Raw genomic sequence first — 25719 nt, 5'->3', positions numbered from 1 at the left:
CCCCCTTAAGAAGGGGAGTACGGGGTGACTTTGAGAAGACTCTTGTCCCCCCTTATTAAGGGGGGCTAGGGGGGATCTGGCCTCTATCGTCAAACAGTAGTCTCTGAAGGGGTTTGGCGTTAAGTTGACACCTATGGGCAGTGCCGTATTCCTACGCCAGATTAATTGTAGGGACACTCCAAGAGCCCATTAGTGTCAATTTAAGGTTGAACCTTGAGTATCTCTTGTTTGTATAAAAGTCTAGATCCCCCCTAACCCCCCTGGTGGAAGGGGGGGACAAGAAATATTCTCTTTCGTCCCCCGACTATCCGGGGGATTTAGGGGGCTCTGGACTGAGGTAAAAGCGAGATTTCTCATGGTTTCAGGCTTAAGTTGACACTAATAGGCACTGCCGTCTCCTCTATATCATCAGGACTAATGAGTCCTCTTAAGAGGACTGTCTTCTTTGAGGCAGGGGTTCAAACCCCTGCCGGACTGCCGGAAAGAAGTCGGGGATTTAGGGGATTTAAGCTTCCCAACGTTGGGCGACTAATTCAGCCAAGTCAACAACTCGCTGACTGTAGCCCCATTCATTGTCGTACCAAGCCAAAACCTTTACCATGTCGCCATCCATCACTAGGGTCAAGCTGGAATCTAGAATGGAAGAAGCATCACTGCCTCGATAGTCGCAAGAAACTAAAGGTAAATCGTTGTACTCCAAAATTCCTTTCATGGAGCCTTCGGCTGCTTCCTTGAATACTTGATTTACTTGCTCGGTGAAGGTCTTTTTCTCTACCTGAGCGACGAAATCAACTACGGACACATTGGGAGTGGGTACGCGCATGGCAATCCCATTTAGTTTGCCTTTCAATTCTGGAATCACCAAAGCCACAGCTTGAGCTGCACCGGTAGATGTCGGCACAATATTCATCGCAGCAGCCCGTGCCCGCCGCAAGTCGCGGTGGCTAGCATCCAGCAAGCGTTGGTCGCCTGTGTAGCTGTGGGTAGTGGTCATCATGCCCTTGACGATGCCAAAATGTTCGTGGAGGACTTTCAACACTGGAGCTAGACAGTTGGTGGTACAGCTAGCATTGCTGATGACTGTGTAGTCACTGTGCTTGTAGTTATGGTGGTTGACTCCCATCACGTAGGTTCCCACTTCTGGCCCTTTGCCAGGAGCGGTGATCAGCACTTTTTTAGCGCCGGCGGTGATATGCTTTGAGGCTCCAGCTTGGTCTACAAACACGCCTGTTGATTCAATAATGAGATCGACACCCCACTCTTTCCAAGGCAAGTTTAGGGGATTGCGATCGCTCACGCATTTAACTGTCTTGCCGTTGAGGGTAATGGAATTTTCATCGGCACTGATGTCCACACCCTTCAACGTTCCCATCATGGAGTCGTATCTCAACAAGTGAGCATTACTTCTGGGATCGGAAGTGTCATTAATAGCTACCAACTCTAGTTCGCTGTTTTCTCTGCCCAGCCAGCAGCGCGCAAAACTGCGCCCAATACGCCCAAAACCATTGATCGCGACTCGAATCACCTTAGTACCTCCTAACGATGGCAGCCCCTAATTTAGGGTAAAATTTTGGAAAAATTTAAGAATTGACTATGAAACAAGATCATACCGCAAAGGCAGATCCTTTCTAACTTTTTGTCTATAATGAACAATCAGTTAAATCCAGTTATAGCCTCAGCTCTGGTAAAGCTGATGGTTAACAATATAAGTCCTTACGGCCTCTGGGACTAAATGCCCGATCGCTCGACCTTGACGACAGTAACGACGGATAGCTGTGGAAGAAACTTCGATCTCCGGCATAGCCAAAACCTGCCAGCGGAGCTGCACTCCCCTCAGACTCATTTTTTGGGCTACCACAGCACAAACTGTATTCGTCTCCAGCATCTGGTCCTCGGCAGCATCCATCGACACTTCCCTCTGCAACTCCTCCCATCCCCCTGTCCGGCGTCCCGCCACCAACCACTCACACAACCCCGCAATTTCCCCACACCGCGGCCATTTGGGTAAAGTTTGGAAAGCATCAGCACCAATAATCCAGTAGAGCTGAGCCTCTGGATACAAATTTTGCAAATACAGTAAAGAGTCGATCGCACCCGCCGCAGAGGGATTGGTATCTAGGGGTAAAAGTCCAAAATCCGGTCGCTGTGCTGTCGCCAGAGCTACCATTTCCCGTCTTTGTTCAAAAGTTGCCAAAACACTGTGCAGCTTGTGACCAGGAGTGCGATCGACCGACCAGACTACGCGATCGAGACCAAATTGACAGACGGCTCTGTTAGCCATCGACAAATGCCCCCAATGCACCGGATCGAAAGTCCCCCCCAAAATCGCTACTTTTTTCATACAAAGTGGTAGTCTTGGTAAATCTTTGTGGGTTTCACCCCACATCGGGCGTCAAAATATCGCCGGGCCATTGCTGCGGTATCCCAGCACAGCAAGAGGATGGGGAAAAATTATACAGGAATGTGCGCGCCCAAAATCCGTCTGTTGCCCCAGACCCCCAAAGCCCATCCTCCCCCCATTGCAAATTAAGAGATATGACTGTTCCGGAAATCTACTCGGTACCAAGTCATATAGGATACAAGAAAAGTATCTCTACCAATCCCAAAATCGAGGGACTAGCAGAGAATTTTGTACAAAAATATATAGCGAAATGTATCCTGAAAAAACAATTCTTGATATCATATCGCGTGTGATTGGCGTGGTGTGGTGCGTGAGGAGCGAAAATGCCGAGTTCAGTTGATTTCAGTGGTAAACCATTTCATTTCATCGGCATTGGTGGAATTGGAATGTCAGCCCTTGCCTATATTCTAGCGAAACGTAACTTGCCTGTGTACGGTTCGGATATTAAATCGAGCCACATAACTCAGCGCTTGCAAGGAATGGGAGCTCATATTTTTTGGGGTCAAGACGCTAGCAATTTTGAACTATTTCAAAAGCCGACCGTTGACCATCGTGCAGCAGGTCAGCCCCCAGACAAAGCCGTATCCTCCGTGGGGGAAAGTTGGGTAGGGGCTTCTGTGGCGACAGCCGAAGCTCTCCAATGCAATGGCAGTGACCAAAGAGCTAGGTCGGTACTGGGACTGCCCCAAGTAGTATGTTCGACGGCAATTCACCAGGGAAATGCCGAATATAGAGCTGCTTTAGATTTGGGCTGTCCGATTTTTCATCGATCGGATGTTTTGGCCGCCTTGATTCAAGATTACCAAAGCGTCGCCGTAGCAGGTACTCACGGTAAAACTACCACTAGCAGCTTAATCGGTTTCATGCTGATGGCTGCGGGTCTAGACCCAACAATCGTGGTGGGAGGCGAGGTAAATGCTTGGGAAGGGAATGCTCGGTTGGGGGATGGCCCCTACTTAGTGGCGGAGGCTGATGAATCTGATGGTTCCCTTGTCAAGTTGGTAGCAAAAATTGGCGTGGTGACAAATGTGGAACTGGATCATCCAGACCATTACGATAGCCTCGACCAGGTAATAGACACATTTAAGGTGTTTTCCCAAAACTGCCAAACTTTGGTGGGCTGCATTGATGACCAAATTGTCAAAGACTGCCTCCAACCAAATATTACCTACAGCTTGCAGCCAGATAGCGGTGCTGACTACACGGCGGATGATGTCCTGTACGGTGCCGACAGTACCAGGGCTCGGATTTGGGAACGAGGAGTTCTCCTGGGGGAAATGGAGTTGAAACTGCTAGGCAAACACAATCTCAGCAATGCACTAGCTGCGGTAGCAGTGGGTCGATTGTTGGGGTTGGATTTTGTGGCCATAGCTTCTGCCATGGCTGGCTTTGAAGGGGCGCGCCGCCGTTTTGAAGTGCGGGGTTTTCACAATGACATCCTGTTTGTGGATGACTACGCTCACCATCCTAGCGAAATTCGTGTCACCTTGGCTGCTGCTAGGTTGCGTATAGAAGGTAGCGCAGAAAATCCTAAATCGGGAAGAGTGGTTGCCATTTTTCAACCTCACCGTTACAGCCGGACTCTGACTTTTTTGCCAGAATTTGCCCAATCTTTTACTGATGCTGACTTGGTGGTTACTTGCGAGATTTATAGTGCTGGGGAACCCAATTTAGGACAAATTAGTGGGCAAATGGTGGCTGATTTAATTGCTAAAGAAGGGCAACAGGTGGAGTTTCAGGCTTCCTTGGAATCAGTAAGTAAGTTTTTAACCGAAAGTTTGCAACCGGGGGATTTGGCTCTATTTTTGGGTGCTGGAAATCTCAATCAGATTATTCCAGAGGTGATGGCTTTTTATCAAGCAGCCGATCGCCCGCATTAGCTAGCTCCCGTGGGATCGAAGGACTTTCATGGCGGTGCAGATAGTACCGAAACTTCTGTGTGCCTAGTAGTTCGTTTCCTACTGACCAAAATCAATAAATACACTCTCAACCAATTCTTTGCTCGAAGGTATTTTAAGGAATTTCAAAATGGTGACTATCTCGAATGACTCCTCTGTTAAGGGCTATCGGCGAGTTTATTCTCCTATTTCTTTGGGGGGAACTGACTGCAAGATTAACTCTCAAGTGTCTTTGGCCAGCATGACTTCCTTCCGAGTCGGTGGGCCAGCAGAATGGTACGTTGCTCCCCGCAGTATAGAAGCTTTGCAAGCCAGTTTTGCCTGGGCTGACTCTGAGGGGTTGGCTGTGACTCTACTGGGTGCCGGTTCTAATCTGTTGGTGAGCGATCGGGGTTTGTCCGGTTTGGTCGTCGGTACTCGATACTTGAAACAGGTGAGTTTTAATCCAGAAACAGGTCAAGTAACTGCTGGGGCTGGGGAATCTATTCCCCGTCTCGCTTGGTTGGCTGCTAAACGGGGCTGGAAAGGTCTGGAATGGTCTGTGGGTATACCGGGGACTGTGGGAGGTGCTGTGGTGATGAATGCCGGGGCACACAGGGGCTGTACTGCGGATATTTTGGTGAATGCTCGCGTCCTATCACCAAGTGGTAAGGTAGAAATTCTGACTCCCCAAGAGTTGGGCTACCGTTATCGGACTTCGGTGCTGCAAGGGGGCGATCGACTCGTAACAGAAGCCACTTTTCAGTTACAGCCGGGATTCGATCGATCGGCTGTAATGGCAGAAACTAACAATAATTTCAGCCAGCGACGGACGAGTCAACCTTACCACTTGCCTAGCTGCGGTTCTGTTTTCCGCAACCCCAGTCCGAAGGCGGCAGGCTGGTTAATTGAGCAAACTGGACTGAAGGGATATCAAATTGGCGGGGCTCAAGTAGCTCAACGCCATGCTAATTTTATTCTTAACTGTGGGTCGGCAACGGCTAATGATATTTTTCAAGTGATCCGCCACGTTCAAGAGCAAGTCCAGGATCGGTGGTCGCTATTGTTGGAGCCAGAAGTTAGAATACTGGGAGAGTTTCCGTTATAAAGCGGGCACGATCTTAAATTCGGGATTACGTACGGTCGGGCAGATCGAAACTTGGGTGGAAACCCTCAACGCTTGTGGAGAGGACGATCTCTACTGATGCTGGAGAAATTCTGTGTCAGCAAGTCGCCTCAACGAAGCAAGAAGCAAATGTCTAGACTTGTCTAGTATTTGTATAGCAGTGCCAACAAGTAATCAACCAACGGCACACTGTTTTTAATTGAGCATCGCTGAGTAGTTATGACACAACCTGGAAAAGGATTTGGCTTCGGCCTGGGCAAAATGAAAGAACTAACTGAAGCTTTCAAGAAAGCTCAGCAGGTTCAAGAAGGAGCTAAGAAGCTTCAGGAAGAGTTGGATCAAATGGAAATTGAGGGAACTGCCGGCGGTGGCCTGGTTAAAGTTTTTCTCAGCGGGAACCAAGAACCCCGTCGGGTGGAAATCTCCCCCGATGCGCTTGGTGAAGGTGCGGATGTGGTTTCTGAACTCGTCACGGTGGCGATGCTGGATGCCTACACTAAGTCAACCATGACGATGCGGGAAAAAATGGAAGAACTGACTGGTGGACTGAATCTCCCCGGTTTCTAAGTGATTAGTCAGTAGTCAGTAGTCTTTTGACTAATGACTACTGACTACTAACTGGTTCATGGGGAATGGGGAATCGCGAATGGGGAATCGGGAATGGGGAATCGCGAATCCACCAATAACCAATAACCAATAACTAATAACCACTGACTAATGACTACTGATTGCTGACTAATGACTAAATTATTATTTGTGTGCTTAGGAAATATCTGCCGATCGCCTTCTGCAGAAAATATTATGAATCATTTGATTCAACAAGCGGGTTTGGGCGATCGCATTACTTGCGATTCTGCTGGAACCGCAGGCTATCATATTGGCAGTCCTCCTGACAGTAGGATGGCTGTGGCGGCGAGGAAGCGGGACATTGAATTGTTAGGTGCTGCACGCCAATTTCAAAGGAAAGATTTTGAGAATTTTGATTTAATTCTGGCAATGGATCGGGAGAATTATCGAAATATTCTTGCTCTAGATAGCGCTGGAAAATATAAAGAAAAAGTGCGGTTGATGTGCGATTTTTGCCAAAAATACGACCTTAAAGAAGTGCCAGATCCTTACTACGGCGGGTCTGAGGGATTCGATCGCGTAATTGATTTGTTGCTGGATGCTTGCGAGGGCTTGTTGGAGTATTTGAAGAAGTCAGAAGTCAGCAGTCAATAGTTATTAGTTATTAGTTATTGCCGTCGCCAGCCAGCGAAGTCGAAGGGTTATTTGTTATTGGTGAGGAATTCCCAATTACCAATTCCCAATTACCAATTCCCAATTCCCAATTACCAATTACCAATTCCCCACTAAATGGTGTTCCATCGCAAAACGAACGAGTTCTGCACGATTGTTGCTTTCGGTTTTTCTGAACAAGCTGCTGACGTGCTTTTCCACAGTTCGGGGACTGAGGTGGAGCTCAAGGCCTATTTGAATATTAGACAGACCTTCTGTGAGTAAATTCAGCACTTGTTGCTCTCTTTGGGTCAAATTCGGTGAATTTTGGGTAAAATAAGGGCGATCGCCCCTTTCTGAATTTTGAGTCAAAAAATCTAATTCTCCCGTCCCCTTGAATTGGTGGCGCTGCTCTGTGGTCACAGTTTCTCTCTGGGAAGGTAACGCTTGGGCAATGAGAACGTATCTATCCAACAAAGAACGAATTACCACTCCCAACTCATTGAGTTCAAAAGGCTTGGCCAGATAATTGTCGCAGCCCATTTGATAGCCCCGAATTCGCTCCTGAGAGCTCGTCCGTTCCGTCAAAAAAATCACCGGTAGCAAGCGGAAGGCTGGACGAGTCCGCACTCGTCGCACGAACTCGTAGCCGTCCATTTCAGGCATTGTAATGTCGGTAACAATCAAATGTGGCTGAAATTTCTCTACTAAGCCGAGAGCTTCTTTGCCGTTTTCAGCAGGGATGACCGAATAACCCAAAATTTCCAGGTAATCGTTAATCGACAAGCGAGTCGCAAAATCATCATCAGCAACCAGAATTGTCAATGGCATGGGGGAACTTAAAAATTAAACAGTGAGCATTAAAAATTAAAAATGAGTAATTTCACTTTTAATTTTTAATTTTACTGTTTAACTTCCTTTATAGCTTGTAGTCAAAGTAGCAGGTTGCCCAAAATTACCTTCCAAAACAACACCTCGACCGTTGGCAGCCAAATGGCGCACAATTTTGTAAATTGTCTCAATTTGCTCTGGCTTTCCTGCTTTTTTGGCTATTTCTGTGACAGACAGAGGAGTGGACGACTGTTTGAGAACTTCCAGTACCTGTTTTTGCAAGTCTAATACAGCAGCGGCGGCTTTTTTGCCTGCTTCGACACCTGGTTGGTGATAGGCGTTGACATTCACCAAGGAACCGTAAAAACCTACGGCTCTTTCGTAGAGAGCGATTAATGCTCCTACTGTGCGAGGATTTACTTGAGGAATGGTGACAGTAATCGAATCTCGTTGATTTTCCGACAAAGCTTGTCGAGTTCCTTGGAACAAGCCGGACAAATAATCTCCCGATGTCACGCCGGTTTCTACTTCTGGAGAAATGCCTTCCCTGTCTTGCAAAACTTCAATAAATGTGAGGAAGAAATTCGGGACACCTTCTCGCAATTGTTGGACGTAAGCGTGTTGGTCTGTTGTGCCTTTGTTGCCGTAGACTGCTATGCCTTGATACACGGTGTTGCCGTCTAAATCTTTCTCTTTTCCTATAGATTCCATAACTAATTGCTGCAAATAGCGACTGAACAATAGGAGTGAATCTTTGTAGGGGAGAACTACCATATCTTTTTCGCCACGTCCGTTGCAGGCAAAATACCAACTGAGGGCTAAAAGGGCGGCGGGATTGTGTTTAATTTCGGTGTTTCTGGTGGCTTCGTCCATGACTTTAGCACCGTCGAGCATTACCGAGATGTCAATGCCTTGCAGAGCTGCTGGCAAAAGTCCGACTGCGGAGAGTTCGGAAGTTCTTCCTCCTACCCAATCTGCCATGGGGAAGGTGGTAATCCAGCCTTCGGATTTGGCTAATTTGTCTAGTTGGCTGTCTACTCCGGTGATGGCTATGGCTTGTTTGGCAAAGTCGAGTTTTTGGGCGGCGAAGGCTTTTTGCACTTCGATCATGCCGTTGCGGGGTTCGGGGGTGCCGCCGGATTTGGAGATGGTAATTACTAGGGTGCTGACGAGTTTGTCTTTGATTTGGTTGAGGATGCGATCGATTCCTGCCGGGTCAGTGTTGTCGATAAAATGTATGGCTAGGGGCGGAATGTCTGGGGATAAAGCTTCGGAGACAAATTGGGGGCCGAGGGCGGAACCACCGATGCCGATGGAGATGATATCGGTAAATTGGGGAGCGAAGGGTGGCTTGATGTCGCGGCTTTGAACTTTCTTGACAAATGTTTCTATTTGTTGTAGCGTCTGGACTATTTCTTGTTTGAGTTCTGGGGTGGGGGCGATATCGGGGTTGCGGAGCCAGTAGTGGCCTACCATGCGGTGTTCGTCGGGATTGGCGATCGCCCCTGCTTCTAAAGCTGTCATGTCTTTGAAAGCTTTGTCAAATTTGGGTTTCATTGTAGTGACGAAAGCGTCGTCGAAGCTCATGCGACTGATATCGAGGTAAAGTCCCAATCCAGAGTGATAGTAAAGCCAGTCTTGATAGCGTTGCCAGAGTGCTGTGGCATCCATAGGAATTCTCTACAATTTTTTTAATGTTCGATCGGCATCATCGCGAATCCACCAATTGTAGTTCAAAACTCACATCTTGTACCTGTTTCCATCACAGACTGAACTACCTGTTCCACAAATAGTGAATTTCTTGTGGGCCTTGTATTCGTTTTTTAATTTTTAAAGTATAAATACTTAATGTTGTACAATATACAGATATTAGAATTCAATTACTATCTCAGAACCGATCGACTATGCTTACTCTCTCTCCAGAATTACAAAAAAGATTAGCAACTCCTCTGAAAATCGGCGATTTTGAAGTAAACAGTCGCGTGTTGCAATCGCCGTTGTCGGGTGTTACAGATTTAGTATTTCGCCGCTTGGTGCGCCGCTACGCACCGGATTCAATGATGTATACCGAAATGGTGAATGCTACGGGTTTGCACTACGTCAAGCAACTGCCGAGAATTATGGAAGTTGACCCGAATGAACGCCCGATTAGCATTCAATTATTTGACTGTCGCCCAGATTTTTTGGCAGAAGCGGCACAGAAGGCAGTGGCAGAAGGGGCGGATACAGTTGATATTAATATGGGCTGTCCGGTTAACAAAATTACTAAAAATGGTGGCGGTTCTTCCTTACTACGAGATCCAGAGACTGCTGAGGCAATTGTGCGGGCAGTTGTGCAAGCTGTAGATGTTCCTGTGACTGTCAAAACTCGCATTGGTTGGACGGACAAAGAAATTAATATTTTGGATTTTGCCAAACGGATGGAAGATGCGGGTGCAAAAATGATTACCGTCCATGGTCGGACTCGATCGCAAGGTTACAACGGCCAGGCAAAATGGGAATGGATTCGTCGTGTTAAGGAAGTTTTATCGATTCCTGTGATCGCCAACGGAGACATCTTTTCTGTTGAGGCGGCGATACGCTGTCTGGAAGAAACAGGGGCGGATGGAGTGATGTGTTCGCGGGGAACTTTGGGCTATCCTTTCTTGGTGGGAGAGGTGGATTATTTCATCAAAACTGGTGTGGAAAAGATAACTCCGACACCAATTGAACGGCTCGAATGTGCTAAGGAACATTTGCGGGCTTTGTGGGAATATAAGGGTGACAGTGGTGTGTGTCAAGCGCGCAAGCACTTAACCTGGTATGCTAAGGGCTTCCCTGGTGCTGCGGAATTGCGGGGCTTGTTGGCGGTAGTAGAAACGGTGGAACAAGGTTGCGATTCGATCGATCGCGCGATCGAGCAATTACCCGCAAGTTGAAATCAGGGGAAGCTAGTGGGAACAAAAACAAAGCTCGGCTCTGCGGGCGCAGATTTAATGTATAGTTGAAAACTTGTGTGGGGGTAAATATGGACTCATTAAAAGGGCGAGATTTATTAAGTCTAGCAGATTTAAGTATTGACGAATTAACTTATTTGTTAGACCTAGGTGCGAGCCTGAAATCGGGAATGGTGAAGCTGAAACGAAATAAAGTTCTCGGCTTGTTATTTTCTAAAGCTTCAACGCGAACACGGGTGAGTTTTACGGTGGCAATGTATAAATTGGGAGGTCAAGTTATTGACCTCAATCCTAATGTTACTCAAGTCAGCCGTGGGGAACCTTTGGTGGATACAGCCAGAGTATTAGACAGATATTTGGACGTTTTAGCGATTAGGACTTTCGACCAAAAGGATTTAGTAACTTTTGCTAATTATGCAAAAATACCTGTAATTAATGCGCTGACTGATGACGAACACCCCTGTCAAGTATTGGCGGATTTAATGACAGTAAAAGAGTGTTTTGGGAAGTGGGAAGGGGTGACTTTGGCTTATTTTGGCGATGGCAATAATATGGCGAATTCGCTGATGTTGGGCTGTGCAATGATGGGGATGAATGTGAGAATTGCTTGTCCTCAAGATTTTATGCCAAATCCTGAGATTGTGGAAAAGGCAAAGGCGATTGCGAAGGGAAAAACAGAAGTTACAGTGACTACTGATGCCAAAGCTGCTGCTAAGGAAGCTCAAGTAATTTATACTGATGTTTGGGCAAGTATGGGACAGGAAGAGGAAGCGACAAGCAGGATTCCTTTGTTTGAGCCTTATCAGGTAAATGAAGAGTTGGTGGAGTTAGCAGATCCGAATGGGATTGTATTGCACTGTTTGCCGGCGCACCGAGATGAAGAGATTACGGATGGGGTAATTGAAGGGAGTCAATCGCGGGTTTGGGATCAGGCGGAAAATCGGATGCACGCTCAGCAAGCTTTGCTGGCCGCGATTCTCGAAAGCGATTAGAAATAGAGAAAAGAACAGAAGACTAGGGCGTGTTTTCTCTCCCCGGAGATCCCCCCCAACCCCCCTTAAAAAGGGGGGAGAAAGAAGCTCTTTCGTCCCCCTTCTTAAGGGGGATGCGAGGGGGATCAGGATCTGATGGATCAGGCAAGAAAACACGCCCTAGGGGCTTGAAACCACATCTACACAAACTAAGGATAATTTGTGGAAAAAGCCCAAAAGCCTGGGGTGCATCTGTGTTTGGCAAATATATTCGTATTGGGCTATAGCATGACCGCTGTAAATCTCTGGTTATCACTAATAAATTGTCTGCGGTCATGCTATAGCCTATGCAAAATCGGGATGCTCCCAAAGCCTGTTCCTAACCAAGCTACAAACTGTTACCAACTAAGGCGGGACGAGACTCTATTTTGCGAAATTTCAAAGTATTATTTTCACAATCGATCGCAATTGTATCACCCTCCACAAAGGCATTTTCCAGAATCTTATTAGCCAGTGGGTTTTCCAACTCCCGCTGAATAGCCCGTTTCAAGGGACGAGCACCATAAACGGGGTCGTAACCAACATCTGTGATATGGTTTTTCGCAGCATCTGACAGTTCCAAGGTAATCTTTTGTTCCGCCAACAACCGTTCAATTCGCTTGACTTGAATAGTGACAATTTGTCGGAGTTCAGTTTTGCTCAAAGTGTGGAACAAAATTGTCTCATCCACCCGATTTAGAAATTCCGGCCGGAAGTGCGATCGCAACGCATTCATCACCCGTTTTAACATTTGTTCGTACTCTTCATCAGTCTCCCGTTCAGAAATAGGTAAAGTTTCAGGTTCCTGAGAAATGGGAGGATTCACAACATCAGAAACTCGCGAAGCCGAAATTTCAACCGTACCATCATCATCAACTTTATAGTTGGTCTTTTGACTGGAAAATTCAGGGACTTCCTGCTTGCGAACAGTAGTTTTTTTAGGTGTTTTTTCCTTCTTAGAAAACACTTCTAAAATGTGGTCGCTACCGATATTGCTAGTCATCACAATCACGGTATTTCTAAAGTCAACCAATCGACCTTGAGAATCTGTGATTCTGCCATCATCCAACACTTGTAGCAAAATGTTAAATACATCCGGGTGTGCCTTTTCCACTTCATCAAATAACACCACCGAATAAGGATGTCTCCGGACTGCTTCGGAAAGTTGTCCCCCTTCATCGTAACCGACATATCCGGGGGGAGCTCCTACTAACCGAGAAACGTTTTGCTTCTCCATATATTCGGACATATCAATGCGGACGATCGCGTCATCGCTATCAAATAAAAACTCCGCCAAAGCCCGCGCCAACTCAGTTTTGCCGACACCTGTCGGGCCCATGAACAAGAAAGAGCCGATCGGCCTTCCGGGGTCTTTCATGCCCGCACGAGCTCGCCGAATTGCCGCAGCAACGGCTGTCACAGCCTCCTGTTGACCGATTACCCGGTGGTGCAAATGCTTCTCCAATTGCAGCAATTTTTGGCGTTCCGATTCCAGCAACCTGTTGACAGGAATCCCAGTCCATTTGGCAACAATTTCGGCAATATCACCCTCAGTAACTTTTTCGCGCAGTAGGGAAGAACCTTGAGATTGTTGTTTCAAAAGTTCGGCTTCTTTGGCTTCCCGATCGCGCACCGCAGTTTCTAATTTGCCGTACTTTAACTGGGCTGCTTTATTCAAATCGTAAGCCCTTTCTGCCTGTTCTATTTGCACTCGAAATTGGTCTTCTTCTGCTTTCAATTTATTGATGGCATCCAACAACTGTTTTTCGCCAGACCACTGAGAAGACAATTTTTCCTGTTTGACTTTCAAAATGTCAATCTCAGTTTTGATGCGTTCGATGCGGGGGCCAATTCCCAAGGCTTGAGTACCTTTTCCCTCACCTTCGATGGACAATTTTTCCATTTCCAACTGCATCACGCGGCGGTCGATCGCCTCCAATTCCACAGGTTTAGAAGTAATTTCCATTTTCAAGTGGGCGGCGGCTTCATCTACCAGGTCGATCGCCTTATCGGGCAAAAAGCGATCGGAAATATAGCGAAAAGACAAAGTTGCAGCAGCCACCAAGGCCGAATCAGTGATTTTTACCCCGTGGTGGCGTTCGTAACGGTCTTTCAATCCGCGCAAAATCGAAATAGTATCTTCAACGCTGGGCTCGCCGACAAATACTTGTTGAAAACGGCGTTCCAAAGCCGGGTCTTTTTCGATATGCTTGCGGAATTCGTCGAGAGTTGTAGCGCCGATACAGCGCAATTCGCCGCGGGCTAACATGGGTTTCAACAAATTGCCCGCATCCATTCCGGAACCGGAACTACCGCCGCCGCCAGTACCGACAACGGTGTGCAATTCGTCAATAAATAGGACTATTTGCCCGTCGGAATCGATGACTTCTCGCAGGACAGATCGCAGTCGTTCTTCAAATTCGCCCCGGAATTTTGCCCCAGCAATTAAACTGCCCATGTCAAGGCTAAATAGTTGGCGATTTTTCAAAGATTCGGGGACGTCGCCGTTAACAATGCGCTGGGCCAAACCTTCGGCGATCGCTGTTTTGCCGACTCCGGGATCGCCAATTAACACCGGATTGTTTTTTTGGCGGCGGGAAAGAACTTGGACTACCCGCCGAATTTCTTCATCGCGGCCGATTACGGGGTCAAGTTTGCCTGCTTTTGCAGCTTCGGTTAAATCGCGGCCGTATTTACTCAGGGCGTCGGAGTTAGCTTCCCCATCTCGATCGGGAGTTTTAGGGTTGCGGAGGCTGGATTTGTTGGTTTCGGAATTTTTTTCTGGGACTTTTGCAGTAGCGCGGACAGATTTGATGGCTTCTTCGAGTTTTGGGCGATCGATCGTACCGGATGCCGGTCTGCGATCGTAACCAGGGCGTCCCGGTGGCCCATCGCCCCTAGTCAGCAAACGCCTACCAACTCGTTCATCTTCTATTAAGCCAATTAATAAATGTTCAATGGCGATAAAATTATCTTGCCAAGTCACTCTGGTGGCCTCGGCAACATCTAACATCACATCTAAGCCACGACCGAGGTAGAGTTGTTCAGCGTTGGCAACTCTCGGCTGTCGTTTGGCAAAGGCTTCTAACTGTTGCCCAAAGCGGGTGACATCTATTCCGGCCAGGCTGAGAATCGTGTTTGCTAAACCAAGCTGTTCTAGAATGGCGATCGCTAAATGTTCAACCTCTAGCTGCTGATTGGCAAAACGGCGCGCTACATCCTGGGATTTGACAATGGATTCCCAGGCTTCATCGGTAAATTTGCTAGGGTCTGTTGGCTGCACTTTTGTTCCTCGCAATCACAGGGATTTTTACTATTATAAATAGCTTCTTCTTCTTTTGAAAATATTAAGTTCACCCAAATGTTTATTTAGTGACAATCATGCTATTTCCCACTTACCAATTTTTAGTTTTTTTTCTAATTCTCTTTAGTGCGATCGTCTCTTTAAAACACCAAGTGGATTTATATAAAATTGTCCTCCTACTTTCCAGTTTGTTATTTTATTCCTTTTGGAGCTTCGATTTTTTATTTTTGCTAATTTTAGGTACTACCTACAATTATATCATTATCCGGGCTGTTTGCAACGGAAAACACAAAAAACTTGCTTTAATATCCGGTCTAATTTTCAATATTGCCAACCTTGGCATCTTTAAATATTGCAACTTTTTCGTAACTTCTTTATTTGACATCCTCAACCAACTCAAAATCTCCGCCAGTTTTCAAGTATTGCAAATTCTCATCCCCGTCGGTGTCTCATTCTACACATTTAGAATGATTTCCCATTTAATCGACTGCTACCAGAAAAAAATCTCCTGTCCCAAGTTTATAGACTACGCCACCTACATCACCTACTTCCCCCAAATTGCCTCCGGGCCCATATCGCGAGCTCCAGAATTTTACTCCCAGCTAAATTCACCCAAAAAATACGACTATAAAATCGAAGAAGTTATAGTTTTAATTTTGTCAGGACTGTTTAAAAAGTATACTTTATCCAGCTTTTTGTTTAACTTCACTCAACTGCCCTTCAAAGTTCCACAACAGTATAGTAGCATTGATTTAATTCTCGCCGTAATTTCCTATTCCTGTTTGATTTATGTAGATTTCAGCGGCTACTCAGATTTAGCCAATGGTATCTCCTGTTTGCTAGGTTTTAAACCTATTGTCAATTTTAATATGCCTTACCAATCCTTAAGCCTCCAAGAATTTTGGAAAAGGTGGCACATCAGTCTTTCCGAGTGGCTGAGAGATTATGTTTACATCCCGTTAGGTGGCAACAAATACGGCAAATTGAGAAAATATGTGAATTTATTATGCACAATGGCGATCGGTGGATTTTGGCACGGTGCTGGTTTAAACTTTATTGTCTGGGGAGCTATTCATGGCTTAGGATTAGTGGTCAACCATTTATGCAGAGATCTACCCCAAGCTATTCACTTCAAAATAGACTATTTATATCCGAAAACAGCGAAATTTTTGAGTTGGTTATTTACCTTTAGTTTTGTCAGTGCTAGTTGGATATTTTTCGGCACTCCCAACTGGGAAACAGCGATCAATTTTTTCCAAGGGATTTTCCATTCTTCCGTAAAAACTTTTCAATTTAACTTGTGGCAATTATATTTAGTCATTGCAGTCATCAGCGCGATGAATTTTTGGGGCGATCGCATCGCCCAAATATTGCTGATCGTATTTTCATTAAAAAACATTTTTTTTCGGGTTGTCTTAGTTTCCCTGTTCGTGTATGCTATTTTGATGCTGGGACCCAGTACCGTTCCGCCTTTTATATACTTTAATTTCTAAGAAATATGAGAGACAGGGAAATTCTGCTAATCGCTACTTCGGTAATTCTAACTTTAATATTTACCAACCTCTCCTTATTTCTGAAAAGTTTTTCCTCAACCCCTTTTGCTAGCCCAGAAATAAAACAAGCAGCAAGGCAGATCGAACTCGAAGGTTTTAGGAAATCGGAGCAAGATTTTTGGAGCAAAATCAAAGATATTAACTTAGATAGCCTCCCAGTCAAGTCAGCCAAAAATCGGGTTGAAACAGCCCAAGAAACTGCCCTACAACCCAAAAAAATAACTACAAAATCACCTAAAAAAAACACCCCAGCCAAACCAAAACTGACCAGACCTTATCGTAAATTTTTATTTATTGGAGATTCCGTAATGCTCGACTTAGGGACTCAACTTCAGTACAGTCTCAAGCAAAAGTATAATATTGCCGATACCAAAATTGACTACAAAGTATCCAGTGGCTTAAATCGGATAGATTATTATGATTGGTATGCCAGAACCAGTCAAATTATTAAGGATTATCAGCCCGATGTCGTGATTGTTTTATTTGGAGGGAATGACACTCAAGATATCGCTGATTTTCAAGGAAAATACCGGGTAATTTTGACTAAAGAATGGCAAAAAGCCTATCAAGAAAGAGTAGACAAATATGCCAAAATATTAAATAATTCCTCCGTGCGGAAAGTGTACTGGGTTGGTCAATCTAACTCTCACAAATCGTCGTACCTTGAGGCTTTTCCAATTATGAACAATATTTATAAAAATGCGATGAAAATTTCTCCGAAAATCACTTTCATTTCAACTTGGGAAACTTTTGCAGAAGGTGGTAAATTTACTCCGGTAGTTGCTGACAAATCGGGGAAGCGAGGCTATGTAAAAGTGAATGATGGTTTGCACTTTACCTCCCACGGCGCTGAGATTATCAGCGACTTAATCGTTGACAAAATGGTGGCGGATCGAGTCTTACAAATTCCTAAAAAGCAACTGTAAATCAGATTATCTAAATTGTGAAGGAGCGAGGCCGAGCAGTCTGGGTTCCCAGGCTGAGCCTGGGAACTAGGAAACAGCTAGAGCGCGAGCATTTTCCTATTTAGCTAGTGATAACCAGAGATTTACAGCGGTCATGCGAAAGCCCATACGAATATATTTGCACTCATTGAGATGCACCCAACCCCGTTTCTAGTCGCATCGATTTTTCAGTTGCACTAATTCAACTTTATATCCATCGGGGTCTTCCACAAAGGCAATGACTGTTGAACCGTGTTTCATCGGGCCTGGTTCGCGACTAACTTTACCGCCGCGAGTTCTAATTGCTTCGCAGGTGCCGTAAATGTCGTCAACCCCGATCGCAATATGACCGTAAGCATTCCCTAAATTATACTCTTGAACGCCCCAGTTGTAAGTTAATTCCAAAACTGTATGGTCAGATTCATCACCGTAGCCAACAAAAGCCAGACTAAATTTACCGTCGGGATAGTCTTTTTGTCGCAGCTTTTTCATGCCCAGCACTTCGGTGTAAAATTTGAGGGACTCTTCTAAGTTTCCGACTCGGAGCATGGTGTGTAATAATTGCATTTAGCTCACTCCAAATTTTTTAAGCTAGATTCAATTTTACCGATTTCTGGCGAAAAAAACTCGCGCGGGGAACTTCACAATTGCCGCAAGTTGATAACTATCTATTAGCTTTACTGAACAAAAACCACCACAACTCCAAACCAATTAGTGTCAATCCACCTAGGGTGACACCCACTTTTAAACCTAAAGGCTGTTCAATAGTCTGAAATTGAGTGTTTGAATGAGAAGGTTCGATAGACATTTTAGCAGCTTGAACTCCCGATGCCATTCCGATCGCAATTCCTACACTCGCGAGAGTTACCCCAATTTGACGAGGGTGCAACATTTTTTTGATTACTCCTAATTTAGGTGATATATTTGGGTTTAAAATTACGCAACCGCAAAGCATTAGTCAGGACGGAAACTGAACTAAAAGCCATGGCACCCCCAGCGATGATTGGACTTAGTAGCCAGCCAAAAATCGGATATAAAATACCTGCTGCGATCGGAATTCCAGCGATGTTGTAAATAAAGGCAAAAAACAGGTTTTCGCGGATGTTACGCATGGTGGCGCGCGACAGTTGAATGGCTGTAACTATTCCTTGCAAGTCTCCAGAAATTAGGGTTATGTCGCTCGCTGCGATCGCCACATCTGTCCCGGTACCGATCGCAATTCCCACATCCGAAGCGGCCAAAGCTGGAGCATCATTAATTCCATCTCCCACCATCGCTACAATTTTACCTTGTGCTTGCAGTGCTTGGATTTTAGCTACTTTTTGGTCTGGTCTAACTTCTGCAAAAATGCGATCGATCCCAACAGCATGGGCGATGGACTCCGCAGTCGCGCGGTTGTCCCCTGTCAGCATCGCCACTTCTAAACCGAGTTTTTGCAGTGCTTTCACCGCCCGCGCTGACGACGGTTTGAGGGCATCCGCAATGCCCAGAATCGCCTCAATTTTGCCCTCCACAGCCATCCAAACCACGGTTTTACTGGCAGATTCCCAAGCTTTGGCGCGGAGTTCCAAATAATCAGTATCAAAGCCTAATTCCTGCATCCATCTGAGTGTTCCCAGGGCGATCGACTTTCCCTCCACCACCCCCCGGACGCCACTTCCGGCGATCGCCTCAAAATCCTTAACATCTGTTAAAATTACCTCTTGAGATTCACCATATCTCACCACAGCTTCACCCAAAGGATGCTCGGAATTTCGCTCCACAGACGCTGCCAATTTCAGCAGTTTTAATTCATTGCTGTTCGCACTTCCTTTAATTGTGACAAAATCAGTGACAGTCGGCTTACCTTCCGTCAGAGTCCCAGTTTTATCTAACACAATGACTTGAATTTTATGAGCCAGTTCTAAACTCTCAGCTCCTTTAATTAAAACTCCATTTTCTGCACCTTTGCCAGTCCCCACCATCACCGCCGTCGGAGTTGCCAAACCCAAAGCACAAGGACAGGCAATAATCAGCACTTCCACCATGGTAACTGTTGCCAAAGTCAAGTTTCCCGTCGCATTAAACCAAATAATAAAAGTAGCTAAAGCAACGGCTATTACGGCGGGAACAAACCAACCAGTCACCTCATCTGCCAACTTTTGAATCGGTGCTTTAGACCCCTGGGCATCCTGCACCATCTTGACAATTTGAGCTAAAAATGTATCCTGACCAATCCTAGTGGTGCGAAACTTAAAACTGCCAGTTTTGTTAATTGTCGAGCCGATAACTTCGTCACCGACTTGCTTTTTGACTGGCAAACTTTCCCCTGTTACCATTGCTTCATCTATGGTGGAATAGCCTTCAATCACCTCTCCGTCTACGGGAATTTGTTCCCCTGGCCGCACCTGCACGATATCGCCAATTTCCACTTGGGCTAATGGCACTTCCAACTCTTGCCCGTTGCGAACAATCCGAGCCGTTTTCGCTTGCAAACCCATGAGTTTCCGAATCGCCTCAGAAGTCTCTCCCTTCGCCCGATTTTCTAGGGTTTTACCAAGCAAAATTAGGGCAATCACACTCGCTGCAACTTCATAATAAACGCTAGGAATCAAACCCTGGGCTAGGAAAAATCCGGGAAAAAGTGTTACAGATACAGAATAAAAGTAAGCAGAACTGGTTCCCAAAGCAATCAGGGTATCCATTGTGGCTAGGCGACGTTTTAGCGATTTCCACGCTCCTATATAAAATGAGTTACCACACCAGAATTGTACTGGTGCTGTCAGCACTAATTGCAGCCAAAAATTGTGCAGCCATCCGGGAATAAATGGCAAATGCCAACCAGTCATAGCTGGAATGGAACCTGTAAATAGTAACAGGCTAATCATACCTGCTGTCCACAATTTACGTTGCAAAACTTGAGATTCTGCTTGACGAGTTATTTGCTCGGTGTCATCCTCGCCCTGGGTCATTTCTGGAAGCGGGAAAGCTTTGTATCCTGCCGCATCAACAGTTGCTTGAATTGTTGCTAAGCTAGTTTTTTGGGAGTCGTATTGGATGCTTGCTTGTTCCATGCCAAAGTTGACATTGCACTCAATGACACCGGGAACGGATTTAATTGCTTGTTCAATGGAAGAGGCACAGGAGGCACAACTCATGCCTTGGAGTTTGACTGTGAGATTATCCATATATTCACTCTCGAATTGGGAATAGGAAACTGGCCGTTGCTAATACCATTTCTCTAAAATCGTGCAATCATCTTTGACCCCCCCTAACCCCCCCTTATAAAGGGGAGGGACAAGACTATTGTTGCATTCTTTTTTTAAATTGGTATAAGATTCTGCTGTCAAAGGGCTGGATAACCAACAGATGCGATGGCTTTTCTCACTTCATTTTCTGGCTTCACGCTTTGAATTGTCACCACTTTCGTTTTAATATCTGCCTCAACAACTGCGGCTGGATCGACGGTTTTGACTGCTTGTGCGATCGTATTGACACAAGCCGAACAAGCCATTTTGGGGACTTTTAACTGTAGAGTCATAATTTTAACCTCAGCCTAAAATACTTTGCTGGATCTATTAATTAATTTCATTATACAGTCTCCTGTTAGCAGAATAGTCAACTCAATTTTAGATTTGAGATATTCACAAATTTCATCCTAATTTCATATCTCCGTGACAAACTAAAGATTGATGGGAATTTTAAAAATATAAAATCTATGAAACCAATTTCATTAAAAACAGGATTGACAGCGCTGATATTAACCTGCACAGCAGCCCTAAGCAGTGGAGTGCTGGCTGCTTGCTCCAAAGATCTTGTAAGTCAAACTCAAGCCCCAAATATTACAGCCACCCCAGCCAGCAGCAAACAAGAGGTGGCGCAGGCCCACAAAATGGGTGACATGAATCACAGTATGTCCATGGATTTAGGGCCTGCTGATGCCGACTACGATTTGCGATTTATAGATGGGATGACAGTGCATCATCAAGGTGCTGTAAACATGGCGAAAGACGTGTTGAATAAATCCAAACGCCCGGAAATGAAAAAACTCGCAAATAACATGATTGTCGCTCAGAATCGTGAAATTAATCAAATGAAAGAGTGGCGAAAAACTTGGTATCCTAAAGCCAGCAATACGCCCATGGCTTATCACGCTCCAATGGGTCACATGATGGCCATGACTCCCGAACAGATGCAAAGCATGATGATGAGCATGGATTTAGGTGCTGCGGACGCTCAATTTGATTTGCGGTTTCTGAATGGGATGATTCCCCACCACGAAGGAGCTTTGGTGATGGCCCAAGATGCTTTGAAAAAGTCTAAGCGGCCAGAAATGCAGAAATTATCCCAAGAAATTCTGACTTCACAAAAACAAGAAATTGAGCAAATGAAAGAGTGGCGCAAAGCGTGGTATAAACAGTAATAAGTAGGTCAGAAAAAAAAACAATAAGATCGAGTCGGGAATTGTAGGGGCGGGTTTTACAAACAATAATTGCCTCAAACAGATAATCTCCTAAACCCGCCCCTACCCAATGTTGTATTGATTTGTACCGACTTATTTGCCATATTTTATCCTGATTTCATTGCGATCTGCAAAACTGAACTTTTAGTTCATATTCGCCCCTACTAAATCATGCAATCTTGTCGCCGTTTCCACTCCCCAGCAGCGATATTTTACTCTTCGGGAATACTCCTGAGTCTTTTGTTATTCATTGATACCGTCGCTGTTTTCGCCCACGCGGGACACGGAGATGAATTTCACCAAAGTGGCGAAACAACTCAAATTCCGGCTGCTATTTCTGTCGATGCTGAAACCTCGAAGCGAATCGGAATCAAAGTTGAGCCGGTGAAAGCTCAGCGGTTGTCTGTCGGGATTAAAACTACCGGACAAATTGAAACTCTGCCAAATCAAAAAGTAGAGGTTCGGGCTCCTGTTAGCGGCACTGTGGTTGAGTTGCTCGTTAAACCGGGGGACAAAGTATCAAAAGGTCAACCTGTGGTTGTGTTATCGAGTTCGGAATTAGGCCAATTGCGCGTGGAGTCGATCGCCAAACGAGCCGAAGCTGAAGGCGATTTGCAGCAGGCGCAGGCTAACTTTAAGTTAGCTCAACAAAATTACGATCGCCAACTGCAAATATCCTCCGCAGAAATCGCCCAAGCCAAAAGCCAACTGACAGCAGCAACTCAGCAATATGAACAAGAACAAAAGTTAGTAAACAATCGTTCAGTTGTGAAAGTTGCGAAAGAAAACTATCAGCGTCAAGTTGCAATATCGCAAGCAGAAATAGCACGGGCAGAAACGGAATTAACTGTAGCCAAAGAACAGTTTGAACGTGACAAGGAATTGGTAGTGGCAGGGGCAATTCCGCGACGGACAATGCTGGAATCGCAAGCTCATTTCGCCGAAGCCAAAGCCAATGTTGCCAAAGCAAAAAGCCGTCCCGAAGTTATCAAAGCCGAAACCGAAATTAAACAAGCCCAAGTTGACCTCCCGATGCGCGAATTGCGAGATTCTCAAGGCAAAGTTGCAGAAGTAAAAGCTCAACTTACCAAAGCTTTGAGCCGCCGGGAAGTTCTAGAAGCCGAAGCTCAATTAAAACGCTCTCAAGCTGCTTTAGAAGTAGCTCAGTCCCGCGTTCGCCTCAGCAGTTCAGCCTATCAAGCGCGGCTGCAACAATTAGGAACTGTTGCCAACGATCGAGGACTTGTGACTGTTATCGCTCCCATTGCCGGCACTGTAGCCGATCGCGAAATCACCCCAGGCGAATCAGTCAACTCGGCGGAAAAACCGCTGATGAGTATATTAAATGACAGCAGCGTTTTTGCCACAGCAAATATTTACGAAAAAGACCTAAATCAAGTAAAGCATGGTCAGGAATTGACGGTAAAAATTGCTAGTTTTCCCGATCGCAGTTTCCGGGGAAAAATTAGCTTTATTGGCTCGACAGTAGAAGGAGAAACTCGCGCTGTGCCCGTGAAAGCTTTATTAGATAATCCTGAAGGAATTTTGAAGCCGGGAATGTTTGCCGAGTTGGAAATCTTAACCGACAAAACTGCAACAAATATTTTGGCAATTCCTGTTTCAGCAGTGGTAGAAGCAAGCGGCAAACAATTAGTTTATGTCAAAAACGGCGATGCGTTTCAAGCTATGGAAGTCGCACTCGGTCAAACTTCCGGGGATTTAGTGGAAATTAAGAGCGGTTTGTTTGAGGGAGATTTGATAGTTACTCAGCGCGCGCCTCAACTTTATGCTCAATCCTTGCGGGGTGGTAGCAAGCCGTCAAAAACTGAGGAAAAGAAGGAAGTAACTCCCAAAGCAACAGAGGTTAATTCTAACAGTTTTGCCGTGCCTGTGTGGGCGGGAATTGGCGGAGGTATGGCGATCGCATCTTTGACTTTTGCAGCCGGAGCCTTGTGGGGGAATCGGCGCAAATTACCAGCAGTAGCAGCATCTCAAAGTCATGCTAGCAATGGTTTTAGTGCCTATGAACCTGTGTTAAACGATGAATTGCGACAAGATGACAACCATCACGTTAAAACTGAAGAGTCAGAAGTCAAGAGCTTGAACTAAAGATTTTGTTTAATCTAGCAATTATAACCTACATAAAATGACTTAAAAAGGCGGAATAGCAGATGGTAAACCAACTCGCATAAATAAACGTGCAAATGCCTGAGAAAAGTGTTCTAGGTATGGAGATTTTAATCGCCAGCGATCGTTTAAATTACTAGCATTTTTTAACACATATTCGTAAGGCAAAATTTGGATATTTCTAAAATCTACAACCAGTGCCTCTTTGTTATCATCTGGGTTCGTTGGTGATGCCAGCAGGTGTAAACCTTCTATTCTCCCTTTTAAAACTTCATTCCATTTTCCTTTTTTCTTAAATGCTTCGTTATTTTCCTCAAATTCTGAAATAGGGTAAATTGCACACAGCAATACCTGAGATCCTTTTTTACTATTTAGATCGCAGCTTTGGGTGAGAACAATTAAATCTAGTTCATTGACTTCTATTTGTACGTTTTGAATTTCACTATTTTGTCCGAAATTTGTTGGATCAAATACTGGTATTGGTACCAGACAACCAGGCAGATAATCACCTTGCCTGAGTGTTGATTCATTTACCTGCACCCAGAAAGGTTCTACGATCATTCTTCATCGAAAATATACGGCAGCGGTTTTTTACGCCCTTTAAACTGAGCGCGCATGATTACTCGTTCAGAATGCTTTGGCGGTACTGGCTCCCAGTCTATTTCACCAATGCTTTCTAGAGTTTGTAAGTATTGTTTTACAACTGTTAGATTATGCAATACTTCATCAGCTAGTGCTGCGAGTTTTCGTCCTTCAGGACTTTGTAATTGAGTTGTGGCTTTTGGTTCTAATACCAGCAATCTTGGTGATGGTGAAATGCTTTTAGGACGTAGGGGGGTAATTGTAGCCATCAGTTAATCGACTCCCTTGTGCGTTCTGTAATGCAAGCTTCAAAAGCTATGTTTTTTTGTTCGTGCATTTGTTCTAGAATGTGCCAAAGCGCTATTTCATCATCAGGAATATCCCCTTCTAGAAATAGGTCTAAATCTAATACTATAGAAACAAAATCAGGTGTGGGAGGTGGAACTATTGCTTGATTTATAACCAGCATTGTTCCTAAGTTTTCCTGCGGAATTTGTAGCTGCATAAAGTAGCCACTTAATCCTTGTGGTAAATCAGAAGAAACTTCGGGAAATGTCCTCAAATACTCTTTAATATCGCCAATCGGTAAAGGAATATCTAGCCTGTTAATATACCTGAGTGCTAAGCGAACAATTGCTTCTGGATGTGTCAGGGACTGATAGATATTCCACAGTCGCTTTGCTTCATCCCGAAAATTTTCCCAACAGTCGTAAGGGGCAAGCTGACTAAATGCGAAAGCATCTAAACGCAGTTGAAGAATTTGTTTTTGGTCGCCGTGGGAGGCTATATAGCCAATTGGAGATTGACTCGCTGTTGCGCCAACACTAGCACCTGCCATAATTTGTCCCTGGAAAAGTAACACTTCTTCACGCTGAGGATACTCAGCCTGAATGCTTGAGTACACCTGCGCCAAATTGTCAAGTAGAACTTCTGGTGGAAGTCTAACTTGTATATCAATCAAGGCTTCGGTGATGGGGGCGTGTGAGTAGTGTTTTGGTGGTTGCATACTAACTATTCTAAACTGCTTTGTCAAAAAGAGCAACGCAGGTTATATCATTTTAAACATTAGATTTTATATTTGAGATTTTAAATAACTTATGAATCAAGGTTAAAAATCAAAATATTTCATCCTAATTTCATTTTTGGGTGTCAATCTAAATTGAATGGCTATTTAACACTGTTCATCCCAGGAATTCAGTTCAGTCCTAGACGCACGGGGAACCAAAAACCCCTGGTGGTTGAGCCCTTCGGCTTCGCTCAGGATAAACTCCGTCGAAACCCTGCGTGAATATTTGTCGAATAAATCGACAATTTTTGGAAGAAACCAGTTTTTTTAGTCTTAGTCCTACAGGTGAAAACTACAGCAGTA

The 25719-nt window shown here is 45.1% G+C and carries 22 protein-coding genes; 10 read left to right on the top strand and 12 right to left on the bottom strand.

What is annotated here, in order from left to right:
- Positions 1 to 505: 505 nt before the first annotated feature.
- Together P2A85_RS02770 and nadD are read right to left on the bottom strand one after the other, a co-directional pair.
- Positions 506 to 1525 (bottom strand): type I glyceraldehyde-3-phosphate dehydrogenase, encoded by a 1020-nt coding sequence (locus P2A85_RS02770; RefSeq protein ID WP_377477382.1) that lies wholly within the window; start codon positions 1523 to 1525, stop codon positions 506 to 508.
- 150 nt (positions 1526 to 1675) lie between these two features.
- On the bottom strand, positions 1676 to 2341 hold the full coding sequence (gene nadD / locus P2A85_RS02765) for a nicotinate (nicotinamide) nucleotide adenylyltransferase (protein ID WP_377477380.1): 666 nt from the start codon (positions 2339 to 2341) through the stop codon (positions 1676 to 1678).
- A 383-nt stretch (positions 2342 to 2724) separates the two neighbouring features.
- Between nadD and murC the strand changes: the two genes are divergently transcribed.
- The 4 genes from murC (at position 2725) to P2A85_RS02745 (ending at position 6625) form a co-directional block, all read left to right on the top strand.
- The gene (gene murC / locus P2A85_RS02760) at positions 2725 to 4281 is read left to right on the top strand and encodes a UDP-N-acetylmuramate--L-alanine ligase (protein WP_377477379.1); all 1557 of its coding nucleotides are present in this window, start codon (positions 2725 to 2727) and stop codon (positions 4279 to 4281) included.
- A gap of 148 nt (positions 4282 to 4429) precedes the next feature.
- Positions 4430 to 5386, top strand: coding sequence for a UDP-N-acetylmuramate dehydrogenase (gene murB, locus P2A85_RS02755; protein ID WP_377477378.1), 957 nt, complete (start codon positions 4430 to 4432; stop codon positions 5384 to 5386).
- A gap of 237 nt (positions 5387 to 5623) precedes the next feature.
- A complete protein-coding gene (locus P2A85_RS02750) occupies positions 5624 to 5971 on the top strand; it encodes a YbaB/EbfC family nucleoid-associated protein (RefSeq protein ID WP_377477376.1) in 348 nt (115 codons plus the stop codon).
- Between the two features lie 171 nt (positions 5972 to 6142).
- Positions 6143 to 6625, top strand: a complete 483-nt coding sequence (locus tag P2A85_RS02745) for a low molecular weight protein-tyrosine-phosphatase (protein ID WP_377477375.1) — start codon at positions 6143 to 6145, stop codon at positions 6623 to 6625.
- A gap of 117 nt (positions 6626 to 6742) precedes the next feature.
- On the opposite strand, the gene P2A85_RS02740 is transcribed toward P2A85_RS02745, so the two are convergent.
- Together P2A85_RS02740 and P2A85_RS02735 are read right to left on the bottom strand one after the other, a co-directional pair.
- Positions 6743 to 7453 (bottom strand): response regulator transcription factor, encoded by a 711-nt coding sequence (locus tag P2A85_RS02740; protein WP_377477373.1) that lies wholly within the window; start codon positions 7451 to 7453, stop codon positions 6743 to 6745.
- A gap of 78 nt (positions 7454 to 7531) precedes the next feature.
- Positions 7532 to 9124 (bottom strand): glucose-6-phosphate isomerase, encoded by a 1593-nt coding sequence (locus P2A85_RS02735; RefSeq protein WP_377477372.1) that lies wholly within the window; start codon positions 9122 to 9124, stop codon positions 7532 to 7534.
- Between the two features lie 233 nt (positions 9125 to 9357).
- On the opposite strand from P2A85_RS02735, the gene dusB reads away from it, so the two are divergent.
- Both dusB and argF read left to right on the top strand, forming a co-directional pair.
- Positions 9358 to 10371, top strand: a complete 1014-nt coding sequence (gene dusB, locus P2A85_RS02730; RefSeq protein WP_340521295.1) for a tRNA dihydrouridine synthase DusB — start codon at positions 9358 to 9360, stop codon at positions 10369 to 10371.
- Positions 10372 to 10460: 89 nt separating this feature from the next.
- Entirely contained in the window at positions 10461 to 11381 is a 921-nt protein-coding gene (gene argF, locus P2A85_RS02725; RefSeq protein ID WP_377477371.1) for an ornithine carbamoyltransferase, read from the top strand.
- Between the two features lie 367 nt (positions 11382 to 11748).
- On the opposite strand, the gene P2A85_RS02720 is transcribed toward argF, so the two are convergent.
- Entirely contained in the window at positions 11749 to 14682 is a 2934-nt protein-coding gene (locus P2A85_RS02720) for an ATP-dependent Clp protease ATP-binding subunit (RefSeq protein ID WP_377477369.1), read from the bottom strand.
- Between the two features lie 98 nt (positions 14683 to 14780).
- On the opposite strand from P2A85_RS02720, the gene P2A85_RS02715 reads away from it, so the two are divergent.
- Both P2A85_RS02715 and P2A85_RS02710 read left to right on the top strand, forming a co-directional pair.
- Entirely contained in the window at positions 14781 to 16196 is a 1416-nt protein-coding gene (locus tag P2A85_RS02715; RefSeq protein ID WP_377477368.1) for an MBOAT family O-acyltransferase, read from the top strand.
- Positions 16197 to 16201: 5 nt separating this feature from the next.
- Positions 16202 to 17182: a DUF459 domain-containing protein gene (locus tag P2A85_RS02710; RefSeq protein WP_377477367.1), complete on the top strand. Its 981-nt coding sequence runs from the start codon at positions 16202 to 16204 to the stop codon at positions 17180 to 17182.
- Positions 17183 to 17371: 189 nt separating this feature from the next.
- On the opposite strand, the gene gloA is transcribed toward P2A85_RS02710, so the two are convergent.
- The 4 genes from gloA to P2A85_RS02690 form a co-directional block, all read right to left on the bottom strand.
- Positions 17372 to 17767 (bottom strand): lactoylglutathione lyase, encoded by a 396-nt coding sequence (gene gloA / locus P2A85_RS02705; RefSeq protein WP_377477366.1) that lies wholly within the window; start codon positions 17765 to 17767, stop codon positions 17372 to 17374.
- Between the two features lie 97 nt (positions 17768 to 17864).
- Positions 17865 to 18092 (bottom strand): hypothetical protein, encoded by a 228-nt coding sequence (locus tag P2A85_RS02700; RefSeq protein WP_377477364.1) that lies wholly within the window; start codon positions 18090 to 18092, stop codon positions 17865 to 17867.
- 19 nt (positions 18093 to 18111) lie between these two features.
- Positions 18112 to 20367: a heavy metal translocating P-type ATPase gene (locus P2A85_RS02695; RefSeq protein WP_377477363.1), complete on the bottom strand. Its 2256-nt coding sequence runs from the start codon at positions 20365 to 20367 to the stop codon at positions 18112 to 18114.
- Positions 20368 to 20525: 158 nt separating this feature from the next.
- A complete protein-coding gene (locus P2A85_RS02690; RefSeq protein WP_377477362.1) occupies positions 20526 to 20720 on the bottom strand; it encodes a heavy-metal-associated domain-containing protein in 195 nt (64 codons plus the stop codon).
- A 177-nt stretch (positions 20721 to 20897) separates the two neighbouring features.
- On the opposite strand from P2A85_RS02690, the gene P2A85_RS02685 reads away from it, so the two are divergent.
- Together P2A85_RS02685 and P2A85_RS02680 are read left to right on the top strand one after the other, a co-directional pair.
- Positions 20898 to 21602 (top strand): DUF305 domain-containing protein, encoded by a 705-nt coding sequence (locus P2A85_RS02685; protein WP_377477361.1) that lies wholly within the window; start codon positions 20898 to 20900, stop codon positions 21600 to 21602.
- Between the two features lie 210 nt (positions 21603 to 21812).
- The gene (locus P2A85_RS02680) at positions 21813 to 23750 is read left to right on the top strand and encodes an efflux RND transporter periplasmic adaptor subunit (RefSeq protein ID WP_377477360.1); all 1938 of its coding nucleotides are present in this window, start codon (positions 21813 to 21815) and stop codon (positions 23748 to 23750) included.
- 42 nt (positions 23751 to 23792) lie between these two features.
- On the opposite strand, the gene P2A85_RS02675 is transcribed toward P2A85_RS02680, so the two are convergent.
- Genes P2A85_RS02675 through P2A85_RS02665 form a run of 3 tightly spaced genes read right to left on the bottom strand, consistent with a single transcriptional unit; the run spans position 23793 to position 25356 of the window.
- Positions 23793 to 24329: a hypothetical protein gene (locus P2A85_RS02675; RefSeq protein ID WP_377477359.1), complete on the bottom strand. Its 537-nt coding sequence runs from the start codon at positions 24327 to 24329 to the stop codon at positions 23793 to 23795.
- On the bottom strand, positions 24326 to 24619 hold the full coding sequence (locus P2A85_RS02670; protein WP_377477357.1) for a hypothetical protein: 294 nt from the start codon (positions 24617 to 24619) through the stop codon (positions 24326 to 24328). Before P2A85_RS02670 ends, P2A85_RS02675 begins: the two co-directional genes overlap by 4 nt.
- Positions 24619 to 25356 carry a TIGR04255 family protein gene (locus P2A85_RS02665; RefSeq protein WP_377477356.1) on the bottom strand — a complete coding sequence of 246 codons (738 nt, stop codon included), beginning with the start codon at positions 25354 to 25356 and terminating at the stop codon, positions 24619 to 24621. The genes P2A85_RS02670 and P2A85_RS02665 overlap by 1 nt, the downstream gene beginning before the upstream one ends.
- Positions 25357 to 25719 lie beyond the last annotated feature (363 nt).

Source organism: Microcoleus anatoxicus, assembly GCF_042465725.1.
Taxonomy (GTDB): Bacteria; Cyanobacteriota; Cyanobacteriia; order Cyanobacteriales; family Microcoleaceae; genus Microcoleus; species Microcoleus anatoxicus.
Note: the sequence above shows the minus strand (reverse complement) of the source record. Positions and strands in the feature narration are given on the sequence as shown.